We start from the raw sequence: 25036 nt of genomic DNA on the forward strand, positions 1-25036 counted from the left end.
CTTATTTTAAATCAATAAAGTTCATCAATTCTTTAATTGGTCTTGGAGGCCATCTCCTTATTTTTTTTAACCACTCTTCATCACTATACCTAGAATCTAATTCAGTTACTGCTATCCAATTACTCTCTGCTTTACCAGATTCGCCTTTGGACCAATTTAATGCTGTTAAAGCAGCCCTAGCATCTGCAAAAGTGGGATAACGTCTGATTAATTTTTTTAATTCTTCTTCAGATTCATCAATATTCCCCAACTGAAAATCTGCTAAAGCCATACTTGACCTTGCCATAGCAAATCCAGGATTATAAAAAGAAGCTTTTGAAAATAAATCTCTTGCTTTTTCCCATTGTGATGTAGAACCTTCAACGTTTGCCAAATTATATAATGCAGAAAAATTATTACTATCTTGCGAAATAACAAACATATAATCTTTTTTCGCTTGCGACCATAGACCCAATGCTTCCTCAGCTATACCTCTATTAATGTAAGGATCTATTTCACTTGGATTTAGATTTATTGCCTTGTTTTGGTCTTCTATTGATCCTTTTATATCTCCAATTACAAGTCTTATATTTCCCCTATTGCTCAAACCTGCAGCATCATCGGGATATGAATCAAGATAGCGATTCCATTCTTTCAAAGCGAGATCAAATTTTCCGCTTGAACTTAAATTTAAGGCATTTTCAAACAAATCCTCTCTTAAAGAAGATGAAAAGCATGGTGCAATATAAAAAATATTGGCAACAACAAAAAGCAATATAAAGCAAACCTTAATTTTTTTAAAAGTTACCATTTTTTGCATCAATGTACTTTTTACCTGAAGCAGTAAGCAATCTTCCTCGAGGAGTTCTTGTAATGAAACCAATTTGGATTAGATATGGCTCAACTACAAATTCTAACATTGCAGAATCATCCCCCAATCCAGCTGCAATCGAATCCAGGCCAGTTGGAGAGTTATTGTTTTTGTTTAGAAAAGATAAATATTGTCTATCTAAAGAATCCAATCCTTTTTGGTCTATTTGATAAGAATTTAGAGCTTTTTTTATTAAGTTCATAGAGATAACATTTGTGTCTTTTACAACTTGAGCATAATCTCTAACACGTCTCAATAGCCTTAAAGCAATTCTTGGAGTACCACGGGATATCTTTGCCAAATCATATGATGCGTTTTCATCTAAATGTAGGTTTATTAATACTGAGAAATTAACAATTATTTGTTTTAATTCATCAATTGTATAAAATTCAAATTTATGAGATATACCAAATCTATCTCTTAAAGGGGCGCTAATCGAGGCTAATTTAGTGGTCGCTCCAATCAGAGTAAATTTGGGAAGATTAATTGTTCTGCAACGTGCTCCTCTATTTGCTCCCATTGTTAAATCTAGTCTAAAATCTTCCATTGCAGAATATAACAATTCTTCAGTCAACCTATTTAAGCGATGTATCTCATCTATAAATAAAACTTCACCTTCTTTTAATCCAAGCAGTAAGCCAACAATATCCCTAGGTCTTTCAATTGCCGGTGCAGTAGCTATCCTGCATTTTGTATTCAATTCATTAGCAATCAGAAATGCCAGTGTGGTTTTACCTAAGCCCGGCTGTCCATATAAAAGAATATGTTCCAAAGGTTCTTTTCTGTAAATTGAAGCATCTATAGCTATTCTTAAAGAGGACATAAGTTGTTCTTGGCCAATAAATTCTTGTAAACTTACAGGCCGAGCTAAATTAAGATTATTTTTTCTTTTTTCTTCTGGTGTGATTTTTGAATCAACTAACCTAAGCTCTTTTTTACGAAGAGAAAAATCATCATCGCTTATATTAGAGGAAATTATTGCCATAATAAAAGGTTAATTGTAATTGTTATGAGTAGAAAGATTTTTTACATCTAAAATGGCAAAAAATTCAAAAAAAGTTCAAAAAAATACTGAAAAGGGAAATAATTTCAAACGTCTAGCTGATAATAGATATGCAAAATTTCAATACACTATAAATGAAACAATCGAAGCTGGTATTGAACTTTTAGGTACTGAAGTAAAGTCTATTAGAAACGGAAAAGCAAATTTAAGAGATGGATACTGCTCATTCAGAGATGGTGAGATTTTATTATTAAATGTTCACATTTCACCACACACTAATGTAGGTTCTTTTTTTAATCATGATCCATTAAGAAATAGAAAGTTGCTTCTACATAAAAAAGAAATCATAAAACTGAAATTCAATACTGAAAAAAAAGGAATGACTATTATTCCACTATCTCTTTATCTAAAAGGCTCATGGATAAAAGTAACTATAGGAGTCGGCAAAGGAAAAAAATTACACGACAAAAGACAATACGAAAAGGAAAGGAGTATAAATAAGGAAATCAATTCTGCACTAAAAAGGTAAAAATATCACTCAGATTTATTCAACTATGAATCTAAACTTACTGAACTTGGAGGAGGAGAAGGGTCTGGATCTGCAATTAACATATGCTGTAACACTGTTTCAGGTCTCTCACTGTCTCTCCAGCGAATTTTATAAGCAGGCATTTTTGTACCTCTACTGGTAGTTTGTTCTACTGGTTCAATAACCCATCCTCTCCTTGATCGGCCTTGAGGATTTCTTTTAACTATTGCATCCGCGCGTTTAAAACGGAAACCAACACGTTCACCACTCATTTAAAAATTTCGTATTGGATCAATTCTCCTATTTTACTTCATTCAAGGGTAATTTTTCATTTTTATTTGAATTTTTTTCTGGTTTTAATAACGGGAAAGGTATTACATCTCTAATTGACGGGCTATTAGTAATTAACATAATAAGTCTGTCAATTCCTATGCCTAATCCTCCTGTAGGAGGCATTCCAATTTCTAAAGCATTCAAAAAATCTTCATCTATACAATGAGCTTCCAAATCTCCTTCATCTCTAAGAGATTGCTGTAATTGCATTCTTTCTCTTTGATCTACTGGATCTATCAATTCGCTAAAAGCATTTGCGAGCTCCCGACCAACAATAAATAATTCAAATCTCTGAACCATTTCTTTGTTATCTTGATGAGCCCTAGCTAGGGGAGAAATTTCAACAGGATAATCGAAAACAAAAGTGGGTTCTATAAGCTCTGACTCTACTTTTTGCTCAAATACCTCATTAAGAAGTCTTCCCATAGTATTAACTTTAGTTGGAAATTCAACATTTATCCTTTTAAAAGCTTTTTTTGCAGCTTCAAAGTCTCCACTGAAAGAATCAAAATCAATCCCTGTATATTTCTTGACTATTTCTTTCATAGATACTCTTGACCAAGGTTTAGAAAAATCAATTTCTCTATTTTGATAATTTATAACTAAAGATCCACATGCATCAACTACGATGTCTTTTATAAGTTCTTCTGTGAGGTCCATCATATCAACATAATTTGAAAAAGCTTGATAAATTTCAACTGAAGTAAATTCTGGATTATGTTTTGTACTTATTCCCTCATTACGGAAGATTCTTCCTAATTCATACACTTTCTCAAATCCTCCAACAACCATCCGTTTCAAATGTAATTCTGTTGCTATTCTTAGATACAGCGGGATATCTAAAGTATTATGGTGAGTAATAAATGGTCGCGCTTCAGCTCCACCTGCTTCAGATTGCAGAATTGGAGTCTCTATCTCTAAAAAATTTCTTTTATCTAACCATTTTCTTATAAAGCTTATACATTTTGCTCTTGTTTTAAATACATTTTTAGAGAGAGGATTGACTATTAAATCTAGATAACGTTGTCTATATCTTTTTTCAATATCAGTTAATCCATGCCATTTATCAGGTAAAGGCTGTAATGATTTGGATAGCATTTCCCATTTTTCTACTTTAATTGAAAGCTCACCCTTATTAGTTTTTTTAATAGTTCCACATACACCTATCCAATCACCAATATCTACTAATTCCTTAATATCATCGAAAGAAAGTAATTTTTGGTTTTCAAAATTTATAATTCTTTTATCCAAATAAAGCTGAATCTGACCTTCTTGATCACTTATTGTAAAAAAGGCAATTTTACCCATTACCCTTTTTGCCATCACTCTACCAGCTACTTTGACACTAAAATCTTGCTCTTGACCATTTTCTAGATAATCAAATTTTTGAAAAAGAAATTTGGTAGTATGAGTGACTTTAAAACTTTCTGCGTAAGAATCAAATCCTTTACTAACTAGTTTATTAGCTTTTTGTAAGCGGGCTTCTCTTATTTCAGACAAAATTTATCTCAATATGATTGCTTTATTTAATTAAATTATCAGAATAAGGTTCAACTTGCCAAAGATGTTGCTGTTTCACCAACTCTCTGAGATGCATAACCGATACCACGAACAGTTAGTATTAATTCAGGATTTCTTGGATCTGGCTCTAATTTACCTCTTAATCTCGCTACATAAACATCTACCACTCTTAAATCTGCAGCTCTCCTTGGGGGATAACCCCAAAGCTGCTCTAAAATCTCGGCTCGTGGAACAACTTTCCCAGGTTCATCGAATAATAATTCCAAAAGGCTAAATTCAGTATAAGTTAAACTAATTCTTTCACCTGCTCTAGAAACTTGCCTTCGATTAGTATCAACAACTAAACTTCCAAATTTCATAACACCTTTACCAGATGGAACCTCTTTAGTTTCAGTAACTGATACAGTTGGACCCATTCTTCTTAAAATAGTAGCTATCCTAGCTTCTAACTCTTTTGGGCTAAATGGTTTAGATAAGTAATCATCAGCCCCTAAATCTAAACCTGCAACTCTTTCTGAAATCGCCTCTAGAGCAGTCAAAAATATTATCGGAACCACAGATTCAGCTCTTATTCTTCTACAAACTGCGAATCCATCCATTTTTGGAAGCATTACATCTAGAACTATCAAGTCTGGAGAATCTCTGTGAAAAGATTCAAGGGCTTCTTCTCCGTTAGTGGCTGAATAAACTTGGTAGCCTGCAAGTTGAAGTCTTGTAACTAATACCTTCAAAACCGCTGGCTCATCATCAACAACTAAAATTCTTGCTTTTGACATAGTTAAATAAGATTTCCAGATATTTCAAAGCAAAGAATTATTGCAATGAATATTTATTCTAACAATTAAAAATATAACATTACGAACCCTCAATGAGATATTCCATAGGTTTAAAAATTTTAAAATAATTTTAAGGATATGAATTTATTAGCAAATTTTTAATTTTTTTGAGAAATTCATTATCATACTTTTCTCACTGAAGATTTAAAGATTCTCAAAAGTTGGGTACATATTAGAGGAGCAAAAAAACCTGTCAGAAAAATTTCAGCTAATATATTTTGAACACCAGGGATAAAAAGTAAGAAAGAACTATCTGAAAAATTTTTAAATAAAATTTGCAAAAAATGTAGAGTTCCGCATAAAAAGCTTCCAAAAGAACAAACCAATCCATACCTAAAATGTCCGACTAAAAAATGCCTATGAAATTTAATTCTCCCAAACAGAAATCCGCATATAACTAAGCCTGGTATTTGAGTGACACTACTATCCAAAGTTAAAGAATCTAAAATTAAACCTAAAAACAAACCACATATAAGTCCATTAATTGATCCATTAATCATTGACCAAGGCAACAACCAAAACAAAGGCCAATATGGCTGAACACCCAAAAACCCGAGCCAATTTGGGTGCCATAAAAAAATAATTGGAATAATAATTAAAAAAAATATAGGCAATCTTTTTAAGAAAAATTTATTCATTAAATTTTTACTTTTAAAATTTGCACCCAATCAATTGCGTAAGGGTTTGCTAAAAGTGATATCTTTGCTGTTTTTTTTGCTTTAGATGGCTTATCTACAGATTGAATAATACCAATTGGGATATTTGGTGGTAATAAAGTGCTTGCTGGAGAAGATGATACAAAATCTCCAACTTTTATATCAGCATTTTTTGTATATAGTATCAAGCTGGGGTAATCATCTCCGACTCCAACTAATAAACCATTTATTTGAATTCTGTCCAACCACACGCCAACTTTACTTTCTGGTGAGGTTAACAATATTACTGATGCAGTAAATAAAGAAGTGTTATTTACTCTTCCCAATAATCCACCTGGACCAATAACAATACTACCAATTTCAACTCCGTCTTTTGAGCCTTTATTCAATATAATTTGTCTCCACCAACTTCCTGTTTTTCTAGAAATAACTGCAGCTGAAATAATATCATCAATGGATGTATCTTGAAGAGATAAAATTTCACGCAATCTTTTATTATCCTTTTTTAGGAGATTTAAGTTTATTAATAATTCTTGGTTGGTACTTTTAATAATAACTTCTTTTTGGAATTTACCAGGCCAAAAAGGCTTTGAAATAAAATAATAAATATCCTTATAAACAGATCCTTTTGATATTCTTATAAACAATAACAATAAAAAGGTTCCAAAGAATATCCAATTTTTCTTTTTGTGCCACCAACGACTATTAGAAATTCGTCGGATATCGAACATAGTATTAATCTCTTATCGCGTTCCTTATAAAGTCTGGAGTATCAACCACTCTTTTAAGTTTTTTAAAATCATCCAAAACCTCTCCACAACCATTAACCACACAAAGAAGTGGGTTTTCTGCTATGTGAGTAAAAATTCCCGTTTCATCACTCAATAAATCATTAATACCTCTTACTAAAGCTCCACCTCCTGCAAGCATAATTCCCCTATCAACAATATCTGCAGCAAGTTCAGGAGGGGTTCGCTCTAAAGTTCTTTTAACAGCTTCAACTATTTTACTAAGTGTTTCAGCCATAGCTTCTCTTATTTCCCCAGATGTCAAAGTTACTGACCTAGGTAAACCTGACAATAAATGTAGACCTCTCACCTCATAAGTAGTTTTATCAAAATCATCATCTGGGAATGCAGATCCAATTTTGATCTTAATGTCTTCTGCTGTTCTTTCTCCAACAACTAAATTGTGTACTTTTTTAAGATATAGAGCAATTGATTCATTGATTTCGTCACCAGCTATTCGAACAGATTCACTTAATACAGTTCCGCCTAAACTTAATACTGCAACCTCAGTAGTGCCACCACCAATATCAACAATCATAGTTCCAATTGGCTCAGTGACTGGTAATGATGCTCCTATTGCAGCTGCAACGGGTTCATCAATCAAGTGTACTTCTCTAGCTCCTGCTAATCCAGCTTCTCTTACAGCTCTTCTCTCAACACTGGTCACTCCACTTGGAATACCAATAACTATTCTTGGGGCTACTATACCTTTACCCTCATTACATTTTTGAATAAATGTCTTTATCATTTGTTCTGCCGCATCAAAATCTGCTATGACCCCATCTCGTAGTGGTCTTACAGCTCTTATATTGCCAGGTGTTCTTCCTAGCATTAACTTTGCTTCTTTACCAACAGCCAATGGAATCCCTTCTTCTAAATCCATTGCTACTACTGAAGGCTCTTGTAAAACAACTCCCTTACCTGATACGTGTATAAGAGTATTGGCCGTTCCTAAATCTATGCCAATGTCTCTAGAAAATTTAAATCTGTTAAAAATCACAATAAGAATTCTTTTTTCTAAATAATATATCTATTTTTTGTTAAGCTCTCACAATTATCTTGTTTAGTTATGAATAGCACGCAAAACTTTAAGCAAAAACTAAAAAAATGAGTAGTATTAAAAAAAAATAATTATGGAAATTAACACTATTAATCTAGTTGGCAGAGCTGGAAGAGAACCAGACGTAAGATATTTTGAATCTGGTACAATCGTAGCAAATTTCACTATTGCAGTTAACAGAAGAAGTCGAGATGAGGAGCCAGACTGGTTTAATTTAGAAATATGGGGCAAACAAGCTCAAATAGCAGCAGATTATGTTAAAAAAGGATCTTTAATTGGCATTACAGGAAGTTTTAAAATTGACAGTTGGAAAGATAAAAATACTGGGGAAGATAGATACAAACCTGTAGTTAGAGTTGATAGATTGAACTTACTAGGCTCTCGAAAAGATTCTGAAAATAACCAATATACAAGTAGCAGTAATTCTAGTGAAATTCCTTTTTAGGCTTTATTTCTCTTAATAATTCTAATAAGTAACTTTATGAAAAAATATAAAAAAATTAAAACTAATATTGGCTTAACCACATATTTAATTTGATCCAAATAAGTTTCAATAACTGGATAATTTTCACCAAATAAATAACCGGCATAAGTTAGAATTACAACCCATATTAGGCTACCGAATGTAGTCCAAATCAAAAATTTTCTTAATGGCATAAGTTCTATTCCAGCAGGAACAGAAATTAAAGTTCTTATGCCTGGCACTAATCGACCCCAAAAAACTAAAGAGACCCCGTATTTTTCAAACCACCTTTTACTTTTAGCCAAATCATTCGAGGAAATTCCTAAATATTTCCCCTTTTTATCTAAAAAATTTGAAAGTTTTTTTTCATTTACTAATCTGCCTAAGTAATACCAAGGTAAAGATCCCAAGAGCGTTCCAAATAAGCCCCAGAAAACTAAAATAAAAAAATTTAATTTTTGTTGATAAACGAAAAACCCTCCTAATGGCATTATTATTTCCGACGGAATTGGGGGTATTACATTTTCTAAAAACATAGCCAAACAAATAGTAAGGTATGCAATTGTTGCATTTTTTTCGACAGCCAAACTTATAAAGTCAGGAATTGAAGTGAGAAAATTTTCCGGGATTAGATTCAAACTTAATATCTATACAATTCTGGTTTATAAGGTCCATCAACTGAAACGTTAATATAATCAGCCTGTTTTTTAGTTAACTTTGTTAGTTTTGCACCAATTTTATCTAAATGTAATCTAGCTACCATTTCATCTAAATGTTTTGGTAAAACATAGACCTCCTTAGCATATTGATCTGACTTATTGAAAAGTTCAATTTGAGCTAATACTTGATTAGTGAAAGAATTACTCATAACAAAACTTGGATGACCAGTAGCACAACCCAAGTTAACTAATCTACCTTCGGCTAAAAGAATAATTTTGTTTCCGCTCGGTAAAGTTATGTGATCAACCTGCGGCTTAATATTTTCCCAAGAATATTTTTTTAATGAAGCTACATCGATTTCATTATCAAAATGGCCGATATTACAAACTATGGCTTCGTCCTTCATCTTGACAAGATTTTCATGGGTAATTACCTGATAATTACCAGTGGCAGTAACAAATATGTCTATATCTTCGACAACATCATCTAACCTAACTACGCTATAACCTTCCATTGCCGCTTGTAGCGCGCAAATTGGATCAACTTCAGCAACTTTTACAATGGCACCAAGTCCTCTTAATGACTGAGCTGAGCCTTTACCTACATCACCAAATCCCATTACTAACGCAACTTTGCCCGCAATCATTACATCAGTCGCTCGCTTAATGCTATCAACTAAAGATTCCCGACAGCCATATAAATTGTCAAATTTGCTTTTTGTTACTGAATCATTAACATTTATAGCTGGAAATGGTAAAGCGTTTTGCTTTTGAAGTTGATAAAGTCTAGCAACACCAGTAGTAGTTTCTTCAGTAACACCAATAATTTTACTTTTGATTCTGGAATAGAAGCTGCCATCAATTTGCAACTTAGACTTAATAGAATTGAATAAAGCAATTTCTTCTTCATTATTAGGATTATCTAAAACAGACAAATCTTTTTCTGCTTTACTACCAAGTATCAATAGGCCTGTTGCATCACCTCCATCATCAAGAATCATATTTGGAGAATCTGAACCCCAATCAAGTATGTAGTGGGTGTACTGCCAATATTCATCAAGAGTCTCACCTTTCTTTGCATATACCGGAATCCCTTGATCAGCAATAGCTGCAGCCGCATGATCTTGGGTTGAAAAAATATTGCATGAAGCCCATTTAACTTGTGCGCCAAGATCAACAAGAGTTTCTATTAGTACAGCTGTCTGAATTGTCATATGTAAACTTCCAGCTATTTTTGCACCTTTGAGTGGCTTTTCGTTCTTGTATTTATCTCTGAGTGCCATTAATCCTGGCATCTCTGTTTCAGCGATTTTAATTTCTTTACGTCCAAAATTTGATAATGAAATATCAGAGATTACGAAACTAGGAACCGTTGTTTTAATTGAATTTGCGATAACCATATCTTGTAAATACCTTTTCTACTAAACTATATATGATTTTTGGGTAATTTTGTGTTTGTTGAGAACTTAAAAGAGACTTTAAATTTAGGGGAAAAACTCTCACAAAAATTAAATCCACAATCAATTGTTTTATTAAAGGGTCCAATTGGAGCAGGCAAAACTTCATTTGTACAAGGTATTGCCAGAGGTTTATCTATCTCTGAGGATATTACAAGCCCTACTTTTGCTTTATCGCATCACTATAGTTCGGGAAAAATTCCACTAATTCACCTTGATTTATACAGACTAGAACATAGTTCTTCAGCCAAAGAAGTTTTCTTTTCTGAAGAAGAAGAGGCATTACAAAGCGAAGCTATATTAGTTGTTGAATGGCCAGAATTAATAGAACCACTTATTAAAGATTTCTGGAAAATAGAAATTAGTTACGCTAAAAATTTCGGAAGACACTATGAAATAAGAGATCCTAAAAATTTTTTAACCTTTTCATAATCTGGTTGTTGCTCGATTGCACCTTCACCAAGACAAGTTAATAGTCCACAAACACTTGCGAAATTAACACAGTCTTGGATTGCTAATTCATTTAAAGGATAACCAGAAGAAATTAATTTTGAAATTAATCCAGCTAGAAAGGCGTCACCAGCACCAGTAGTATCGACAATTTTTTGTGAATCAGGAGTTTCTGTAGTGCCCTGAAATCCATTTATAAACCATTCAACAGGATTTTTTCCATCAGTTATTATTACATCTGGTCTTTCTGACATTTGTTGAGATATAAGCATTGAATTTTCGTTCTTAAAAAACAAAGTAGCTTCTTCCTTAGCAAGTTTTAAAACATGAGCATGATTTAAAAAATTTTTAATTAAATTCACTCGCGCTGTATTACTAATTTCTGATGAAAAATCCGAATAATCCCAAAAGACCTCTCTCCAATTTAAATCGATAATTACCTTAACTTCATATTTATTAGCAAGTTCAATAAGAAAAAAAATAGTCTCAGCAGAAACTTTAGATGAAATTATATTGGTTCCTGTAACTAAATATTTTGTTTCTAGAAATAATTTCTCCAAATTTGGAAGTTGATTTTCGATTAAGTTCTTACTAAGAGCTTCATCAGCAAAGTATGAATTAGATTTTGCTTCAAATCCTGAAAAAAAACGATCTCCAAATTGATCTCGATCGACATTAACGATCCGAGTAGAAGCATCATTATCCAATTGTAAAAAATCTGAGTTAACCTCCAATTCTTTAAATTGCTTAATAAATTTTTTTCCATAATCATCTTTTCCTAAACGTCCAATAAATGTAGAATCTATTTCTAATTTTTTTAATGCACAAGAAACATTAGCCGGTGCGCCACCCAAAAAATCTGTATATCCTTGATTTGACTTATTACGGATCCTGTCTATTAAAGCCTCTCCAATACATACAACTTTATTCTTTTCCATAAGATGAAACCCTTTTTTCTTATCTAAGAATAATTAATCAATAACAAATATTTTTTTTTTGAATTAAAGTTTAATTAATATCTTATTCGCAGTGTATTTTAATAAATCTGAAATTTGGAAATGGAAAAATTGGGACATTTCATGGTCTTTATCAAAAAAATCTTCTGACGAAAATAACATTACTATTTTATTAGTACATGGATTTGGAGCATCTAAGAAACATTGGAGACACAATCAAAATTTTCTTGGACAATTTTTTAATTGCTACGCAATTGACCTCATAGGATTCGGAGAAAGCAGTCAGCCCATTGCCCTATTAAATTACGAAGCTTATAAACAAAATTCAATTAAATATTCATTTGATTTATGGAGTAATCAAATTACAAAATTTTGTTCAGAGATAATAAAATCTCCCGTTTACTTAGTAGGAAACTCAATTGGAGGGGTTATTTCATTAAAAGCTGCTGAAATTCTCAAAAATAATTGTAAAGGTGTCATTTTGATTGATTGTGCTCAAAGAACTATGGATGATAAACGCTTGAAAAAAGGTGATATTTTAATGAATTTACTCAGGCCTGTATTAAAAACAGTCGTCAGACAAAGGTTAATTAGTAATACACTGTTTACGAGAGCAGCTAATCCAAAAGTTATAAAAAAAATCCTTGAACAAGCTTACCCCTCCGGAAAAAATATTGATGAAGAATTAATTGAAATACTTTATAAACCCGCTAAACGGGAAAACTCTAAAGAAGCATTTCGTGGATTTATCAACCTATTTGATGACTATCTTGCTACAGACCTTTTTGATAAAATTAATATTCCAATACAACTAATTTGGGGAGAGAAAGATCCCTGGGAATCTTTGAGCGAAGCAAAAGCTTGGAAGAAAAACTATGAAAATATCACAAGGTTAGATGTAATTAAGGGTGCTGGTCATTGTCCCCACGATGAAGAACCTGAACAAACGAATAAATTAATCTGTGAATTTATTCAAGAAACGAAATAGGCCTCTACATTATCACTAAGCCTTCTCAAACCTCTTAATCCATCTCTTTCAAGGTTTCTTACACGATCCCTACTTATTCCAAGTACCCTTCCTATACCTGTAAGAGACATTGGCTCATCACCATCCATACCGTATCTCATTCTTAAAACCCTGCATTGCAAATCTGGAAGTTGATGCAAAAGAGAATGAAGATCACCTCTCATGCAATCCATCTCTATTTGTTCATCTGGTAAATCCTCTCCTCCTGCCAATAAATCTAATAAAACAGTGTCTTCACCATCACCAACTTTTGTCTCAAGACTTACTGGCTGTCCAGCTTTGCACATTAAATCTTTAACATCATCTTCTGGAAGTTCTACATATTTAGCAAGTTCACTTACGGTTGGAGTTCTAGACATTTCTTGACTCAACTCTCTTTGACCTTTTTTCAACTTGTTCAACATTTCAGTGATGTGAATTGGAAGCCTTATAGCCCTACTTTTTTCAGCAATTGCTCTAGTGATTCCCTGTCTAATCCACCAATAGGCGTATGTAGAAAATTTATAGCCTCTAGCTGGATCAAATTTTTCAACCCCTCTAACCAACCCTATTGTTCCCTCCTGAATTAAGTCTAATAATTCCATATTTCTTTTAGTATATTTTTTTGCAACACTTACTACTAATCTCAAATTAGCTGCAACCATTCTTTCTTTAGCACGCTGTCCAGCTCTCAGCCTTTTCTTTATTTGGGAGGAAGAAAGATTTAGTTTTTTTGCTAATTCATCAATGTTTGGCTTATCACCAGTTAATTCAATTATTTCAAGTTCTGCCCTTTCTACTTGAACGTATTCTTGAACTTGTCTACCAAGAGTAATTTCTTGTTCATGAGATAGTAATGGAACTCTTCCAATATCTCTTAAATATGAACGAACTAGATCTACATCATTGCTAGCTTTTAAATTTGAAATTGATGCTAATTTATTCTCGCTTATTGTTTCAGTAGACATGAAATAAGGATGATGTTTTGTAAACAATACCATTAAGAATTGTAAAGTTAAACAAAAAAATCCACATTTTCACAAAAATGAGAATAAATACCTAGTTAAATCTATATAAATTTCGAAGCTAATAGCCATTTTGCAGTACTTAAATAAATAAATACACCTGCTATGTCAGTTACTGTTGTTATAAAGGGAGATGACATTAAAGCTGGGTCCAATCTCATTTTGTCAAATAACAAAGGAAGAATAGCTCCAGTGGTAGCTGCCAATGTAGTTATAGAAATAAGACTTATGCCCACGGCAGCTGCTATTAAAGGCCCCTCTCCTTGCCACCAAGCAAAAGGAAGCACAACTAGCATCATCAAGATTCCTAAAAGAGCGCCTGTTATTGACTCTCTAACTACTGCCTTAATGGCACCAAGAGACTTTAATTTTTGAGTACTTAAACCTCTAATTACAACAGTCGAGCTTTGAGCACCAACATTTCCCCCAGTACCTATTAGCAATGGAATAAATGCAGCTAGTAAAACTATTTCTTTTAATATTTGATCATTCATTGCAATAACTTTTGTAGTTAAACCATTTGCAAGAACTAAAATTAATAACCAAAGAATTCGTCGTCGAGTTATCGTGAATAAACTACTTTGAAAATAATCATCCTCATCACTAGGCTGTATAGCACCCGCTGCATAAATATCTCGAGTTGCTTCCTGTTCCATGACATCAATTAAATCATCAACAGTTACTATTCCGACAAGTCTTTTTTCTTTATCAACAACTGGAAGGGCTAAAAAATCATATCTTTGTATTGCTCGTGCGACTTCTTCTTGATTAGTATTGGTTGAAATATTAACTACATCTTTTGTCATTACATCTCCTATAGGTTTGGCAGGATCAGCTGTCACAAGGTCTCTAAGAGAAAGAATTCCTGTTAAATGTCTTTCTTTATCCGTTACATATAAGCTATAAATAGTTTCTGTAAATGGAGCTCTTTTTCTCACCAAAGATAGAGCTTCAGCCGCTGTTTGCATCTCTTTAAGATCTATAAATTCAGTAGTCATTAATCTTCCAGCAGTTTCTGGCTCATATCCAAGTAATTCAGCTGTTACTTTTCTTTCACCAGGACTAAGTGCAGATAAAAATTTTCGTACAACTTTTGCAGGTAACTCATCAAAAAGTTGCACCCTATCGTCAGGTGACATTTTTTCTACAATTTCTAGAACTTCTCCCGAACGAAGTCTGTCTAATAAAGTTTGCTGAACTATTGGATCTAAATATTCATAAACTTCAATTGCCTCATTTTTCTTTAACAATCGGAATGCCAATGCTTGCAGTATTAATGGAAGACTTCCAATAGCATCAGCAATATCGACAGGCTGGGAAGGCTCAAGAAGTAACTTTGCTTCATCATAATTTCCTGCTACTAGTAATTCTTCAAGTTGAATAGTAATTTTTTCTCTATTACTTATTTCTGAAGAAAAGGATCTAATCGATTCAAGTCTACTCTCATTCATTGATATAATTCCTAGTCAAGGTCTTAACAACATTATAAGAAATCTAAGTAATTTTTCTACTGATCCAAAACCCACAAATCATTATAAATAAATTAGTGATGATTATTAAATTAAAAAATATTATGAATTTTATCCATTCTCCTTGATGAAGAATTTCATATAAAAGAAATACGAATCCAGTGAAAGAAGTAAAACAAGAAAAAAAACCAGTTAATAAAATTTTTTTACTTAAGTCATTTAATCTTTTTCTAATTATAAAACCAAAGAAAAATGATCCAACTAGTGAAATAATTAAGTTATCGTCTATTAGCAATCTTAATAAAGTCGCTAAATAGCATGCTAAGAGGATATAAATATAATATTTTATTTTCACATTAATAAAAATTTAACTAGAAAATAACCTAAATAAAATAAAATAAAAGCAATAAACATTACCTCTAAATAATGAAAAAATAAACTTAAGAATTTTCTCTTTTGAAATAAAATAAATAGTTGATATATAAAAGAAGAAAATGTACTAAAAGATCCTAAAAAACCAGCATAAAATAACATTAATAAGTTGTTATTACTAAAATTTAATGCCACAAAAATTCCTAAAAAGAAGGATCCTATAAAATTTACTACTGAAATATTTTGAATGTCAAAACCTAAATTTATTTTTAAATTATTTTGTATGATTATTCTAAGTATTAATCCTAAAGTACTACCAAGAAAAACTATTCTTATTGAATGAAAATCCAAAATTTACATTTTTATCCAGCCTTTTGTAATTTTATAAGGATCGTCCAAAAATTTATTAGAAGCTAATTCAACCCTTACCCAAACTTCGCTTTCGCTAACTTTCCAATTACGTAAAACTGATAATGTAGTACCTATATCAAGAACTAATAATTCTTTTGCATAAATTTTAGGAAAAGAATAAAGAGAAGTATTTGATGTCAATATAATTTCGTTTGTATTACTATAAAACTGATGTTGACTTAAATTTTTTTGAATTCCCCCAGCAGGTAAGGTAATCGGACCTATTAACGCAAATATAATTAAACAAATATTCTTTAGCAGATTATTCATTATATATCTAAAGTTGCCAAATCTAAGTTACTACTATGAGTTTCAATAAACTCTCTTCTTGGACCAACTTTATCTCCCATTAATATATTAAATATTCTATCAGCTTCAAGAGCATCTTCTATTTCAACCCTCTTCATCATCCTGGTCTGAGGATTCATTGTGGTATCCCACAATTGTTTTGGCATCATTTCACCTAACCCTTTAAATCTTTGAATATTATAGTTAGCATTTTCTCCGAATCCTTCAATTGTATCCTTTAATTGATTCTCGTTATAGCAATATTTATGATTTTTTCCTCTTTCTACTTTATAGAGTGGAGGACAAGCTATGTATATAAAACCTTTCTCAACCAGTTCTCTCTGGTATCTATAAAAGAATGTCAATAATAAAGTCCTAATATGAGCACCGTCAACATCCGCATCAGTCATAATAACGACTCTATGGTATCTTAAGGAGCTAACATCAAACTCCTCACCTTTAATTCCTAACCCTAGAGCCGTAATTAACGACTGAATTTCTGTATTTTTGTATATTTTAGTATCATCGGTTTTTTCAATATTAAGAATTTTACCTCTTAAGGGCAATATAGCTTGAAAATTTCTATCTCTTCCTTGTTTTGCCGAACCTCCCGCAGAATCTCCCTCAACAATATAAATTTCTGATTCTGAGGGATCTCTGGAACTACAATCAGCTAATTTGCCAGGCAAAGTCGAACTTTCCAAAACACTCTTTCTTCTTACTAATTCTCTCGCTCTTCTTGCAGCTTCTGCTGCATTAAACGATTGAATTGCTTTTTCAAGAATCAAGTCCAAAATTCCAGGATTAAATTCCATATATTTTGTGAGAGCCTCCCCTATAAGAGAATCAACAATTCCTCTTACTTCGGTATTACCTAATTTTGTTTTTGTCTGACCTTCAAACTCGGGATCTGGAACTTTGACTGATAAAACTACAGTCAAGCCCTCTCTAATATTTTCGCCAGCTAAATTTTTTTCACCATCCTTTCTTTTGCCTCTTTTTTTTGAAAGATTATTAAAAGTTCTTGTCAAAACTGTTTTTAGCCCCTCAATATGAGTGCCTCCATCGATTGTTCTTATGTTATTAGCAAAGCCTAAAATATTGTCTGAATATACATCAGAACACCATTGTAAAGCTGCTTCTACGTAAACGTTTTCTCTCTGTGAATCAACATAAATTATCTCAGGATGAATTGACTCTTTTTCTGCATTCATATACTCAACATATTCTTTAATGCCTCCTTGGTATAGGTAAATTTCTTCTTTAAAAGAACCATCTGATAATTCATTTCTCTCATCTCTAAAAACAATTTTTACGCCACCATTAAGATAAGCAAGTTCTCTTAACCTGGAAGAAAGCAGAGCAAATTCAAATTCTATTCCTCCAGAAAAAATTGTTTTATCGGGTTTAAAACAAATAGTAGTGCCTTTTTTAAAAGGTTTTATAGTCTGCTTTTTAGTGTGCAATTCACCCTTTGATACCCCTTTTTCAAATCTTTGATTAAACTCACTGCCATCCCTATAAACAGTAACGTTAACCCATTCGCTTAAAGCATTAACCACAGATATTCCTACTCCATGCAAGCCGCCAGAAACTTTATAACCTCCACTTCCAAATTTACCTCCTGCGTGAAGAACAGTAAGTACAGTTTCTAAAGCACTTTTCCCTGTCCTTGGATGAATATCTGTAGGTATACCACGGCCATTATCTGAGATTAAAGCTGATCCATCTGATTGAAGAACAATTTCAATATGATCACAATGTCCTGCAAGTGCTTCGTCAACTGAGTTATCAACAACCTCGTATACCAAATGATGTAAACCTCTTGGGCCCGTAGAGCCTATATACATTCCAGGGCGTTTACGAACGGGCTCTAACCCTTCTAAAACCTGAATCTGTTCTGCACCATAGTCATTTGAGATTTTATTAGATCTTTTGTCCTCACTCATTTAATAAAAAAAAAACATTAATCTTTTAAAATGTTATTTTTAAAAGGTCTTTAATTAAACTTATCACTGTAATTAAAGAAAGGCTCGAAGTATATGAAAAATTTAATTACTTTAATTATATAGCCAATAAAATATTCTTCAGAAATTAACATGATTTCTAATTCACCTCATGTAATAGTTTTAATAGGGCCCACAGCGAGTGGTAAAACAGAATTAGCTATAGAAGTTGCAGAATATTTTAAAACTTATATACATAATATCGATTCAAGACAAATATATAAATATATGGATATTGGCACAGCGAAACCATCTAAGAGTCAACAAAAAAAAATAAAGCATTTTTTATTAGATATTAAAGAGCCCTCTAGTCCAATTAATGTAAAACAATTTCAAGAAATTGCTCAAAAATCTATAGAAAGAGAAATTAAACTAAAAAATCTACCTTTCCTTGTGGGAGGAAGTGGTTTGTATATGAACGCAATAACAAAAGGGTTTTTTGTGCCAGATATTCCCCCACAGAATTATTTGAGGAGACAATTAGAAGATCTTGGTCAGAAAGAATGTTGGGAAATTTTAAAGAATTGTGATCCAAAATCAACAAAAAAAATTAATTCTGGTGATCAGATTAGAACAATAAGAGCTTTGGAAGTCCTTTATGTAACGGGTAAACCTTTATCAACTCAAATAGTGCAGAAACCACCTGACTGGAGAATACTAGAGCTTGGAATAGATAGAAATAATTTAAAAGAGAGAATTTTACAAAGAACAAAAAATATGTTTAATACTGGAATTATTGAAGAAACAAAACATCTTATTTTTCAATATGGATCTGACTTGCCAATACTAAAAACCATTGGTTATCGGGAAGCTAAGGAAGTCCTAAATAACAATTTAACGATAAATCAGGCAATTGAATTAACTTCTATAAAAACTATCCAATTTGCCAAAAGACAAAAAACATGGTTTCGAAATAAAAATAATCCTATTTGGCTTAATAACAAAAACCTGCTAAAAGATGCAATAATTAAAATAGAGTCTTTTTTAGGCTAAATTTATAAATATTAGAATTTGCTCATCATCCAATCATTTTATTAATTCAACTGAATGCCACCACGCCCACGCTTTGACCGCCGCGCTCCTGTAAGAGAGCTCCCAAATATCAATGAAAGAATAAAATACCCTCAATTGAGAGTTGTTGATTCAGATGGAAAACAATTAGGTGTCATAGATAGATTGAAAGCATTAGACATCGCCTCTCAAAGAGAACTTGATCTAGTTTTGGTAAGCGAAAAAGCTAACCCTCCTGTTTGTAGAATCATGGACTATGGAAAATATAAATTTGAACAAGAAAAAAAAGCAAAAGAGGCAAGAAAAAAATCTCATCAAACAGAAGTTAAAGAAGTAAAAATGAGGTACAAAATTGACAAGCATGATTATGACGTCCGTATAGGTCAAGCTACTAGATTTTTAAAATCTGGAGATAAAGTAAAATGCACGGTAATTTTTAGGGGTAGGGAAATTCAACACTCAAATTTAGCGGAAACACTTCTTTTAAAAATGGCTAATGATTTAGAAGAACAATCCGAAGTGCAACAAAAGCCAAAAAGAGAAGGTAGAAATATGATTATGTTTTTAAGCCCTAGAAAAACTCCCCTTATTAAGAAAGATTCCGAGTGAAAAATTATTATCGAAAATCTATGACGAATGTTAAAGTGTCACCATATATAAAAATTAATTAGTAAGGATTTTTCTAAAGTGAGATTCCATATTCAGCAAGAAAGTGATATACCAGCATCGACACAACTCTATAATCAAATTTGCTTTGCAATAGCTGCTAGACATTATCCTCCCGGTCATAGACTTCCAAGCACCAGGCAGCTTGCAATGCAAACTGGACTTCATCGTAATACTATAAGCAAAGTTTATAGACAGCTTGAAATAGATGGTGTAGTAGAAGCTATAGCTGGATCAGGCATCTATGTAAGAGATAATTTAACTAAAAAAGACTTCAAAAAATCAATTTACTCAAAAGAAAAAATAAGTAAACCACCAGATCAAGAAGCAAAGAAAGCTATTGATAGCTTTATAAATATTGGCTGCACCTTACAAGAAACTAGAGAAATATTAACCAATGAAATTGATTGGCGTATTAAATGTGGAGGAAGAATTTTAGTAAGTACTCCAAGAGAGGATATTGGTGCTTCTATGCTCATTGCAGAAGACCTCTCTCCAAAAATTAATGTGCCAGTAGAAGTTGTTCCCATGGAAGAACTAGAAAAAGTTTTAAGTAATTCAAATAATGGAACTATCGTAACAAGCAGATATTTTTTACAACCTCTAGAAAAAGTTGCTAAACAGCATGGAGTACGAGCTATTGCAGTGGACTTGAGCGACTTTCAAAAGGAATTAAAAATCCTACAAGAATTTCATACTGGAAGTTGTGTAGGTATTGTTAGCATAAGTCCAGGATTATTGAGAGCTGCAGAAGTTATCATCCACAGCATGAGAGGTAGCGAATTAATTCTTATGACAGCAGTTTCAGATAATAACAGTAGATTACTATCACTTTTAAAGACTTCAAACCTAATAGTTTGTGATGGGCCGAGTTTATCAGTCGTAGAAAATACTTTATTAAAAAATAGGTCTCAGCTTATTAGATTACCTCAAATAATATGTGCTAAAAATTATTTAAGTATCGAAACAATAAATCACTTAAAAAAAGAGATTGGAGTCATCAATTAAATTATTATGTTAACGACATTTAAATCAGATATAGAAATAATCAAAGAGAGAGATCCCGCTGCCAGAGGGATAATTGAGATCTTTCTTTGTTACCCAGGATTTCAATCAATAGTTATTCATAGATTTACCCATAAATTATGGAACTTAAAAATTCCTCTAATTCCACGCTTGTTAAGTCATCTGAATAGGTTAGCAACTGGAATTGAAATCCATCCAGGGGCCAAAATTGGTAAGCGAGTTTTCATAGATCATGGAATGGGAGTCGTAATTGGTGAAACAGCTGAGATAGGAAATAACTGTCTGCTTTATCAAGGTGTGACATTAGGGGGTACTGGGAAAAGTCATGGGAAAAGACACCCAACCCTAATGGAAAATGTTGTGGTGGGAGCAGGTGCAAAAGTTCTTGGATCCATCACAGTAGGATCTAATACACGTATAGGTGCTGGTTCAGTTGTTGTTCGGAATGTAGAGGGTAACAGTACTGTAGTTGGAGTTCCTGGAAGAGTAGTACATCAAAGTGGAGTCAAAGTAAATCCATTGGCTCATTCAGCTTTACCAGATGCAGAAGCTAATGTGATAAAAAATTTGATGGATAGGATAGATTTTCTTGAAAATGAAATTCTTAAATTGCAAAAAACTATACAATGTATTGCTAACTCAGAATCTATTGATATATCTAAACTCGGAGATTCTCAAAATATTAAAGACAAAGAAATTATTGAATTTCTTGGAGATGAATAAAACTTGATTTATTTTTTGTCTTCCGTATCAGTTTTAGGTTGAAACATAAACATTGAATAAATAACATTCCGTCTCATATTAGTCATCATTTCAAGAAACATATCATATCCCTCGTTTTTATATTCGATTAAAGGATCTTTTTGGCCATACCCTCTTAGGCCAACTGATTCTCTTAAGGAATCCATGGATTGCAGATGTTCTCGCCACAAATTATCAATTTGCTGCAAAATGAAGAATCTTTCAGCTTCTCTCATTAATCCTGGACGAATCTTTTCAATTTGAGATTCTTTTAAATCATAAGCTATTCGCAACTGCTCCTGAAGATAGCTTTTTAATTCTTCTACGGAAAGTAAATTAATATCATCAGCTTTTAGGTCATCTAATAAGTAAATAAATTCTTTAACTTTAGAAATCAATTGATCAATATTCCATTCTTCAGGAGGAAGATCGGGATTAATATAAGCTTCTACAATTTCACTCATTGTTTTTTCTCCATATCCTATTACTTGCTTTTTTAAATCAATTCCTTGCAGAACTCTTAGTCTTTCGCTGTAAACTGCTTTTCTTTGATTGTTCATTACCTCATCATATTCAAAAACTTGTTTTCTAATATCGTAATAATATGTCTCCACTTTCTTTTGAGCACTTTCTAAAGATCTAGTAAGCATTCCTGATTCTATAGGCATATCTTCATCAACTCTAAATGCATTCATTAAATTTGCTACCCTGTCGCCTCCAAAAATCCTTAAAAGATTATCTTCTAAAGATAAAAAGAATCTGGTACTTCCTAGATCTCCTTGTCTTCCTGCTCGGCCTCTAAGTTGATTATCCACTCTTCTTGATTCATGTCTTTCAGTACCAATGACATGTAATCCGCCAGCTTGTCTTACTTTTTCCTCTTCATGAATCAAAACTTTTTCATATTCTTTTTTTACTTCTGATAAGGATTCTCTCAAAAGCTTTATTGAGTTATCTTCGGTGGGTGCTTTTTCTGCAGCTGTAGCTATCCTGTCATCTAGCTCTAAGAGAGAAAGTTGTCTATCACCCCAATCCTTGATGAGTTCATTTGATAAGAGAGAGAGTTTCTTTTCAATTTCTTCATCCAGTTTACAAGGGAAAAGACTTATTGAAGAATTTGAAGCTTTCTTTTTTAACTTGGAGCCATTTTTTGAAGAAAAACCGCCTTTCACTTTTGAATTTCTTTGTTTAGGGATAGGTGGCTTATGCTCATTTTCCGGCTTTACTAGCAAAGGAACTAAAATCTCTTTTAATTTAAGTCTTGCCATATAGTCACTGTTACCACCAAGAATTATATCTGTTCCCCTTCCCGCCATATTAGTTGCGATAGTAACAGCACCTGCTCTTCCTGCCTGGGCTATAATTTCAGCCTCACGTTCAACATTCTCTGGCTTAGCATTTAATAAATTATGTGGAATTTTTTCTTCAGATAGAAGTGAACTTAATAACTCACTTTTTTCAACACTTGTTGTACCAACTAAAACAGGTCTGCCATCTCTATGAATTTGTGTAGTTTCTTTAGCAACGGCTTTCCACTTACCAATCTCTGTCTTAAAAACTTGATCGGACCAATCTTGTCTCTTCCTTATTTGGTTTGTAGGGATAACTGTTGATTCTAATTTATAAGTTTTCTCAAATTCAACTTCCTCTGTTTTTGCAGTACCGGTCATTCCTGCTAAACCAGGATATAAGAGGAAAAAATTTTGATAAGTTATGGATGCTAATGTTTGTGTCTCAGGCTGAATTTTAAGACTCTCTTTTGCTTCTATTGCCTGATGCTGACCATCACTCCAGCGCCTTCCAGGCATTACCCTACCAGTAAATTCATCCACTATGACAGCTTCCTCATTTTTAATAATGTAATTTACATCTTTAACAAACAATTCTTTGGCTTTTAAAGCGTTAGTTATATAATGTGCCCAAGGATCTTGAGGATTATATAAATCACTTACTCCTAGATAGTCTTCGCATTTTGCAAAACCGTCATCAGTTAATATGCAACTTCTCTGCTTTTCATCAACTTCATAATCACCTTCTGGATCAATACCATCTTTACTTAATTCTTTTGCTTTAATTAAAACCTGAGATAATTCCGCAGCTTTTTGATATTTTTCTTGCGGTCTTTCAACTTGACCAGAAATAATTAGAGGTGTTCTTGCTTCATCAATGAGTATTGAATCAACTTCATCTATCACACAATAATTAAAGTTTCTTTGCACTACCTCATTTATATCAGTAGACATATTATCTCTTAAATAATCAAATCCTAATTCAGAATTTGTAGCATAAGTGATATCACAAGCATAATTTTTCTTTCTCTCAACTGGGTTCATATCTTGCTGAATTAAACCAACAGATAAACCTAAAAAACGATGGACTTGTCCCATCCACTCAGCATCTCTTCTAGCTAAATAATCATTGACCGTGACGACATGAACGCCTTTCCCAGTCAAAGCATTTAAATAACAAGGTAATGTTGCAACAAGCGTTTTTCCTTCTCCAGTCTTCATTTCGGCAATTTGACATTCGTGTAAAACCATTCCACCTATTAATTGAACATCAAAATGTCTCATATCAAGAACACGTTTGCTAGCTTCTCGAACAATTGCAAAAGCTTTTGGAAGAAATTCTTCTAAGAGTGCCTTTTGTTTTTTTATATCTAATTCTGATGAGATAGTTGATTTTAGGTTATTAGTTTCTTTTCTTAACTCATCATCTGTTAAATCAGAAGTTTCCTTTTCTAAAAAATTTATCTCTTCCACTATTGGTTGATAGCGCTTTAACTTTCGTGCATTCGGATCTCCCAACAAAAGTTTTAGCATAAGTAACAGTCCTTAAAAAATTCATCTTATAACAAACATTATAAATTAGTGCGTTACAACAGAATGAAGAAAAATCATATCTCTTTATTTTATAGAAATGATCGACTAAGGTATTTAAAAACAAATCAAAAAAACGGGATTATCATCAATTTCTTCAACTTTTTTTAAAAATGAAAGCAATATCTCTTTTAAACCATTCCAAGGGAGCTTTAGGGTTAAGATTTTTTGGATTAGGTCCTAATCTAAAACCCACTAATGGATTAAAAAAACTTCAAAAATTGCTACATAATAATACTTTTTGGGCGAAAAATAGAACAATTAATGATCTAAAAAAATGTCTTGCTAACAGTGACGTTGTAATAAGCATTTGGGTTGGCAACGAAATAGTTGGTTTTGGCAGAGCTTTAACAGATGGGATTTATCGTGGGGTGCTTTGGGATATTGTTATAGATCAAAATCATCAAGGCAAAGGTTTTGGCAAATTAATTGTAAATAATCTTTTATCTTCAAAAGAAATTAAAAGTACAAAGAAAATATATTTAATGACGACAAATAAAAAATTGTTTTATTCTCAAATGGACTTCAAAGAAGTTACTTCTCAAAATTTGTTAATTCGTGAAATATAAAGTTCT

At 32.5% G+C, this 25036-nt stretch carries 27 protein-coding genes; 9 read left to right on the top strand and 18 right to left on the bottom strand.

Annotated features, from left to right (window positions below):
• Position 1 precedes the first annotated feature (1 nt).
• Entirely contained in the window at positions 2 to 790 is a 789-nt protein-coding gene (locus tag HA151_RS08770; RefSeq protein ID WP_209107054.1) for a tetratricopeptide repeat protein, read from the bottom strand.
• Positions 777 to 1835 carry a Holliday junction branch migration DNA helicase RuvB gene (gene ruvB / locus HA151_RS08775; RefSeq protein ID WP_209107055.1) on the bottom strand — a complete coding sequence of 353 codons (1059 nt, stop codon included), beginning with the start codon at positions 1833 to 1835 and terminating at the stop codon, positions 777 to 779. Before ruvB ends, HA151_RS08770 begins: the two co-directional genes overlap by 14 nt.
• Before the next feature lie 52 nt (positions 1836 to 1887).
• Between ruvB and smpB the strand changes: the two genes are divergently transcribed.
• Positions 1888 to 2382, top strand: coding sequence for an SsrA-binding protein SmpB (gene smpB / locus HA151_RS08780; RefSeq protein WP_209107056.1), 495 nt, complete (start codon positions 1888 to 1890; stop codon positions 2380 to 2382).
• A gap of 23 nt (positions 2383 to 2405) precedes the next feature.
• Here the strand turns inward: smpB and HA151_RS08785 are convergent, their stop codons facing one another.
• The 6 genes from HA151_RS08785 to HA151_RS08810 all read right to left on the bottom strand — a co-directional run bounded on the left by HA151_RS08785 (position 2406) and on the right by HA151_RS08810 (position 7516).
• Positions 2406 to 2654 carry a hypothetical protein gene (locus tag HA151_RS08785; protein WP_209107057.1) on the bottom strand — a complete coding sequence of 83 codons (249 nt, stop codon included), beginning with the start codon at positions 2652 to 2654 and terminating at the stop codon, positions 2406 to 2408.
• Positions 2655 to 2682: 28 nt separating this feature from the next.
• Positions 2683 to 4215: a lysine--tRNA ligase gene (gene lysS, locus HA151_RS08790; RefSeq protein WP_209107058.1), complete on the bottom strand. Its 1533-nt coding sequence runs from the start codon at positions 4213 to 4215 to the stop codon at positions 2683 to 2685.
• A gap of 50 nt (positions 4216 to 4265) precedes the next feature.
• Positions 4266 to 5012, bottom strand: a complete 747-nt coding sequence (gene rpaB, locus HA151_RS08795) for a response regulator transcription factor RpaB (RefSeq protein WP_075536992.1) — start codon at positions 5010 to 5012, stop codon at positions 4266 to 4268.
• Positions 5013 to 5194: 182 nt separating this feature from the next.
• Positions 5195 to 5710 (bottom strand): hypothetical protein, encoded by a 516-nt coding sequence (locus HA151_RS08800; protein ID WP_209107059.1) that lies wholly within the window; start codon positions 5708 to 5710, stop codon positions 5195 to 5197.
• Positions 5710 to 6459: a rod shape-determining protein MreC gene (mreC, locus tag HA151_RS08805; RefSeq protein WP_209107060.1), complete on the bottom strand. Its 750-nt coding sequence runs from the start codon at positions 6457 to 6459 to the stop codon at positions 5710 to 5712. The genes HA151_RS08800 and mreC overlap by 1 nt, the downstream gene beginning before the upstream one ends.
• Positions 6460 to 6463: 4 nt before the next feature.
• Entirely contained in the window at positions 6464 to 7516 is a 1053-nt protein-coding gene (locus tag HA151_RS08810; protein ID WP_348535628.1) for a rod shape-determining protein, read from the bottom strand.
• Between the two features lie 133 nt (positions 7517 to 7649).
• Between HA151_RS08810 and HA151_RS08815 the strand changes: the two genes are divergently transcribed.
• The gene (locus tag HA151_RS08815; RefSeq protein WP_209107061.1) at positions 7650 to 8021 is read left to right on the top strand and encodes a single-stranded DNA-binding protein; all 372 of its coding nucleotides are present in this window, start codon (positions 7650 to 7652) and stop codon (positions 8019 to 8021) included.
• Here the strand turns inward: HA151_RS08815 and HA151_RS08820 are convergent.
• Both HA151_RS08820 and ahcY read right to left on the bottom strand, forming a co-directional pair.
• The gene (locus HA151_RS08820; protein WP_209107062.1) at positions 8018 to 8677 is read right to left on the bottom strand and encodes a DedA family protein; all 660 of its coding nucleotides are present in this window, start codon (positions 8675 to 8677) and stop codon (positions 8018 to 8020) included. The two genes, HA151_RS08815 and HA151_RS08820, sit on opposite strands and share 4 nt — an antisense overlap.
• A 2-nt stretch (positions 8678 to 8679) precedes the next feature.
• Positions 8680 to 10098: an adenosylhomocysteinase gene (ahcY, locus tag HA151_RS08825; RefSeq protein WP_209107063.1), complete on the bottom strand. Its 1419-nt coding sequence runs from the start codon at positions 10096 to 10098 to the stop codon at positions 8680 to 8682.
• A 51-nt stretch (positions 10099 to 10149) separates the two neighbouring features.
• On the opposite strand from ahcY, the gene tsaE reads away from it, so the two are divergent.
• Positions 10150 to 10587 carry a tRNA (adenosine(37)-N6)-threonylcarbamoyltransferase complex ATPase subunit type 1 TsaE gene (gene tsaE, locus HA151_RS08830; RefSeq protein WP_209107064.1) on the top strand — a complete coding sequence of 146 codons (438 nt, stop codon included), beginning with the start codon at positions 10150 to 10152 and terminating at the stop codon, positions 10585 to 10587.
• Here tsaE and HA151_RS08835 read toward each other — a convergent pair.
• A complete protein-coding gene (locus HA151_RS08835; RefSeq protein ID WP_209107065.1) occupies positions 10545 to 11543 on the bottom strand; it encodes a carbohydrate kinase family protein in 999 nt (332 codons plus the stop codon). The genes tsaE and HA151_RS08835 overlap by 43 nt on opposite strands.
• Positions 11544 to 11634: 91 nt before the next feature.
• Between HA151_RS08835 and HA151_RS08840 the strand changes: the two genes are divergently transcribed.
• On the top strand, positions 11635 to 12549 hold the full coding sequence (locus HA151_RS08840; protein WP_209107066.1) for an alpha/beta fold hydrolase: 915 nt from the start codon (positions 11635 to 11637) through the stop codon (positions 12547 to 12549).
• Here HA151_RS08840 and HA151_RS08845 read toward each other — a convergent pair.
• The 6 genes from HA151_RS08845 to gyrB form a co-directional block, all read right to left on the bottom strand.
• The gene (locus HA151_RS08845) at positions 12534 to 13535 is read right to left on the bottom strand and encodes an RpoD/SigA family RNA polymerase sigma factor (protein WP_209107067.1); all 1002 of its coding nucleotides are present in this window, start codon (positions 13533 to 13535) and stop codon (positions 12534 to 12536) included. The two genes, HA151_RS08840 and HA151_RS08845, sit on opposite strands and share 16 nt — an antisense overlap.
• Positions 13536 to 13636: 101 nt before the next feature.
• Positions 13637 to 15043, bottom strand: coding sequence for a magnesium transporter (gene mgtE, locus HA151_RS08850; RefSeq protein WP_209107068.1), 1407 nt, complete (start codon positions 15041 to 15043; stop codon positions 13637 to 13639).
• A 43-nt stretch (positions 15044 to 15086) separates the two neighbouring features.
• A complete protein-coding gene (locus tag HA151_RS09385) occupies positions 15087 to 15416 on the bottom strand; it encodes a CrcB family protein (RefSeq protein ID WP_348535629.1) in 330 nt (109 codons plus the stop codon).
• Positions 15413 to 15784: a fluoride efflux transporter FluC gene (locus tag HA151_RS08855; protein ID WP_209107069.1), complete on the bottom strand. Its 372-nt coding sequence runs from the start codon at positions 15782 to 15784 to the stop codon at positions 15413 to 15415. The genes HA151_RS09385 and HA151_RS08855 overlap by 4 nt, the downstream gene beginning before the upstream one ends.
• A 3-nt stretch (positions 15785 to 15787) precedes the next feature.
• Positions 15788 to 16117, bottom strand: coding sequence for a hypothetical protein (locus HA151_RS08860; protein ID WP_209107164.1), 330 nt, complete (start codon positions 16115 to 16117; stop codon positions 15788 to 15790).
• A complete protein-coding gene (gene gyrB, locus HA151_RS08865; RefSeq protein ID WP_209107070.1) occupies positions 16114 to 18081 on the bottom strand; it encodes a DNA topoisomerase (ATP-hydrolyzing) subunit B in 1968 nt (655 codons plus the stop codon). Before gyrB ends, HA151_RS08860 begins: the two co-directional genes overlap by 4 nt.
• 150 nt (positions 18082 to 18231) lie before the next feature.
• Between gyrB and miaA the strand changes: the two genes are divergently transcribed.
• The 4 genes from miaA to cysE all read left to right on the top strand — a co-directional run bounded on the left by miaA (position 18232) and on the right by cysE (position 21564).
• Positions 18232 to 19131: a tRNA (adenosine(37)-N6)-dimethylallyltransferase MiaA gene (gene miaA, locus HA151_RS08870; RefSeq protein WP_209107071.1), complete on the top strand. Its 900-nt coding sequence runs from the start codon at positions 18232 to 18234 to the stop codon at positions 19129 to 19131.
• 54 nt (positions 19132 to 19185) lie between these two features.
• Positions 19186 to 19758, top strand: coding sequence for a translation initiation factor IF-3 (gene infC / locus HA151_RS08875; protein WP_209107072.1), 573 nt, complete (start codon positions 19186 to 19188; stop codon positions 19756 to 19758).
• Positions 19759 to 19836: 78 nt separating this feature from the next.
• Positions 19837 to 20823, top strand: coding sequence for a GntR family transcriptional regulator (locus HA151_RS08880; protein ID WP_209107073.1), 987 nt, complete (start codon positions 19837 to 19839; stop codon positions 20821 to 20823).
• A 6-nt stretch (positions 20824 to 20829) separates the two neighbouring features.
• Positions 20830 to 21564 (top strand): serine O-acetyltransferase, encoded by a 735-nt coding sequence (gene cysE / locus HA151_RS08885; protein WP_209107074.1) that lies wholly within the window; start codon positions 20830 to 20832, stop codon positions 21562 to 21564.
• Positions 21565 to 21572: 8 nt separating this feature from the next.
• On the opposite strand, the gene secA is transcribed toward cysE, so the two are convergent.
• Positions 21573 to 24404: a preprotein translocase subunit SecA gene (gene secA / locus HA151_RS08890; RefSeq protein WP_209107075.1), complete on the bottom strand. Its 2832-nt coding sequence runs from the start codon at positions 24402 to 24404 to the stop codon at positions 21573 to 21575.
• A gap of 170 nt (positions 24405 to 24574) precedes the next feature.
• Between secA and HA151_RS08895 the strand changes: the two genes are divergently transcribed.
• The gene (locus tag HA151_RS08895) at positions 24575 to 25030 is read left to right on the top strand and encodes a GNAT family N-acetyltransferase (protein ID WP_209107076.1); all 456 of its coding nucleotides are present in this window, start codon (positions 24575 to 24577) and stop codon (positions 25028 to 25030) included.
• Positions 25031 to 25036 lie beyond the last annotated feature (6 nt).

It is taken from the genome of Prochlorococcus marinus XMU1419 (assembly GCF_017695955.1).
GTDB classification, from domain to species: Bacteria; Cyanobacteriota; Cyanobacteriia; order PCC-6307; family Cyanobiaceae; genus Prochlorococcus_A; species Prochlorococcus_A marinus_AD.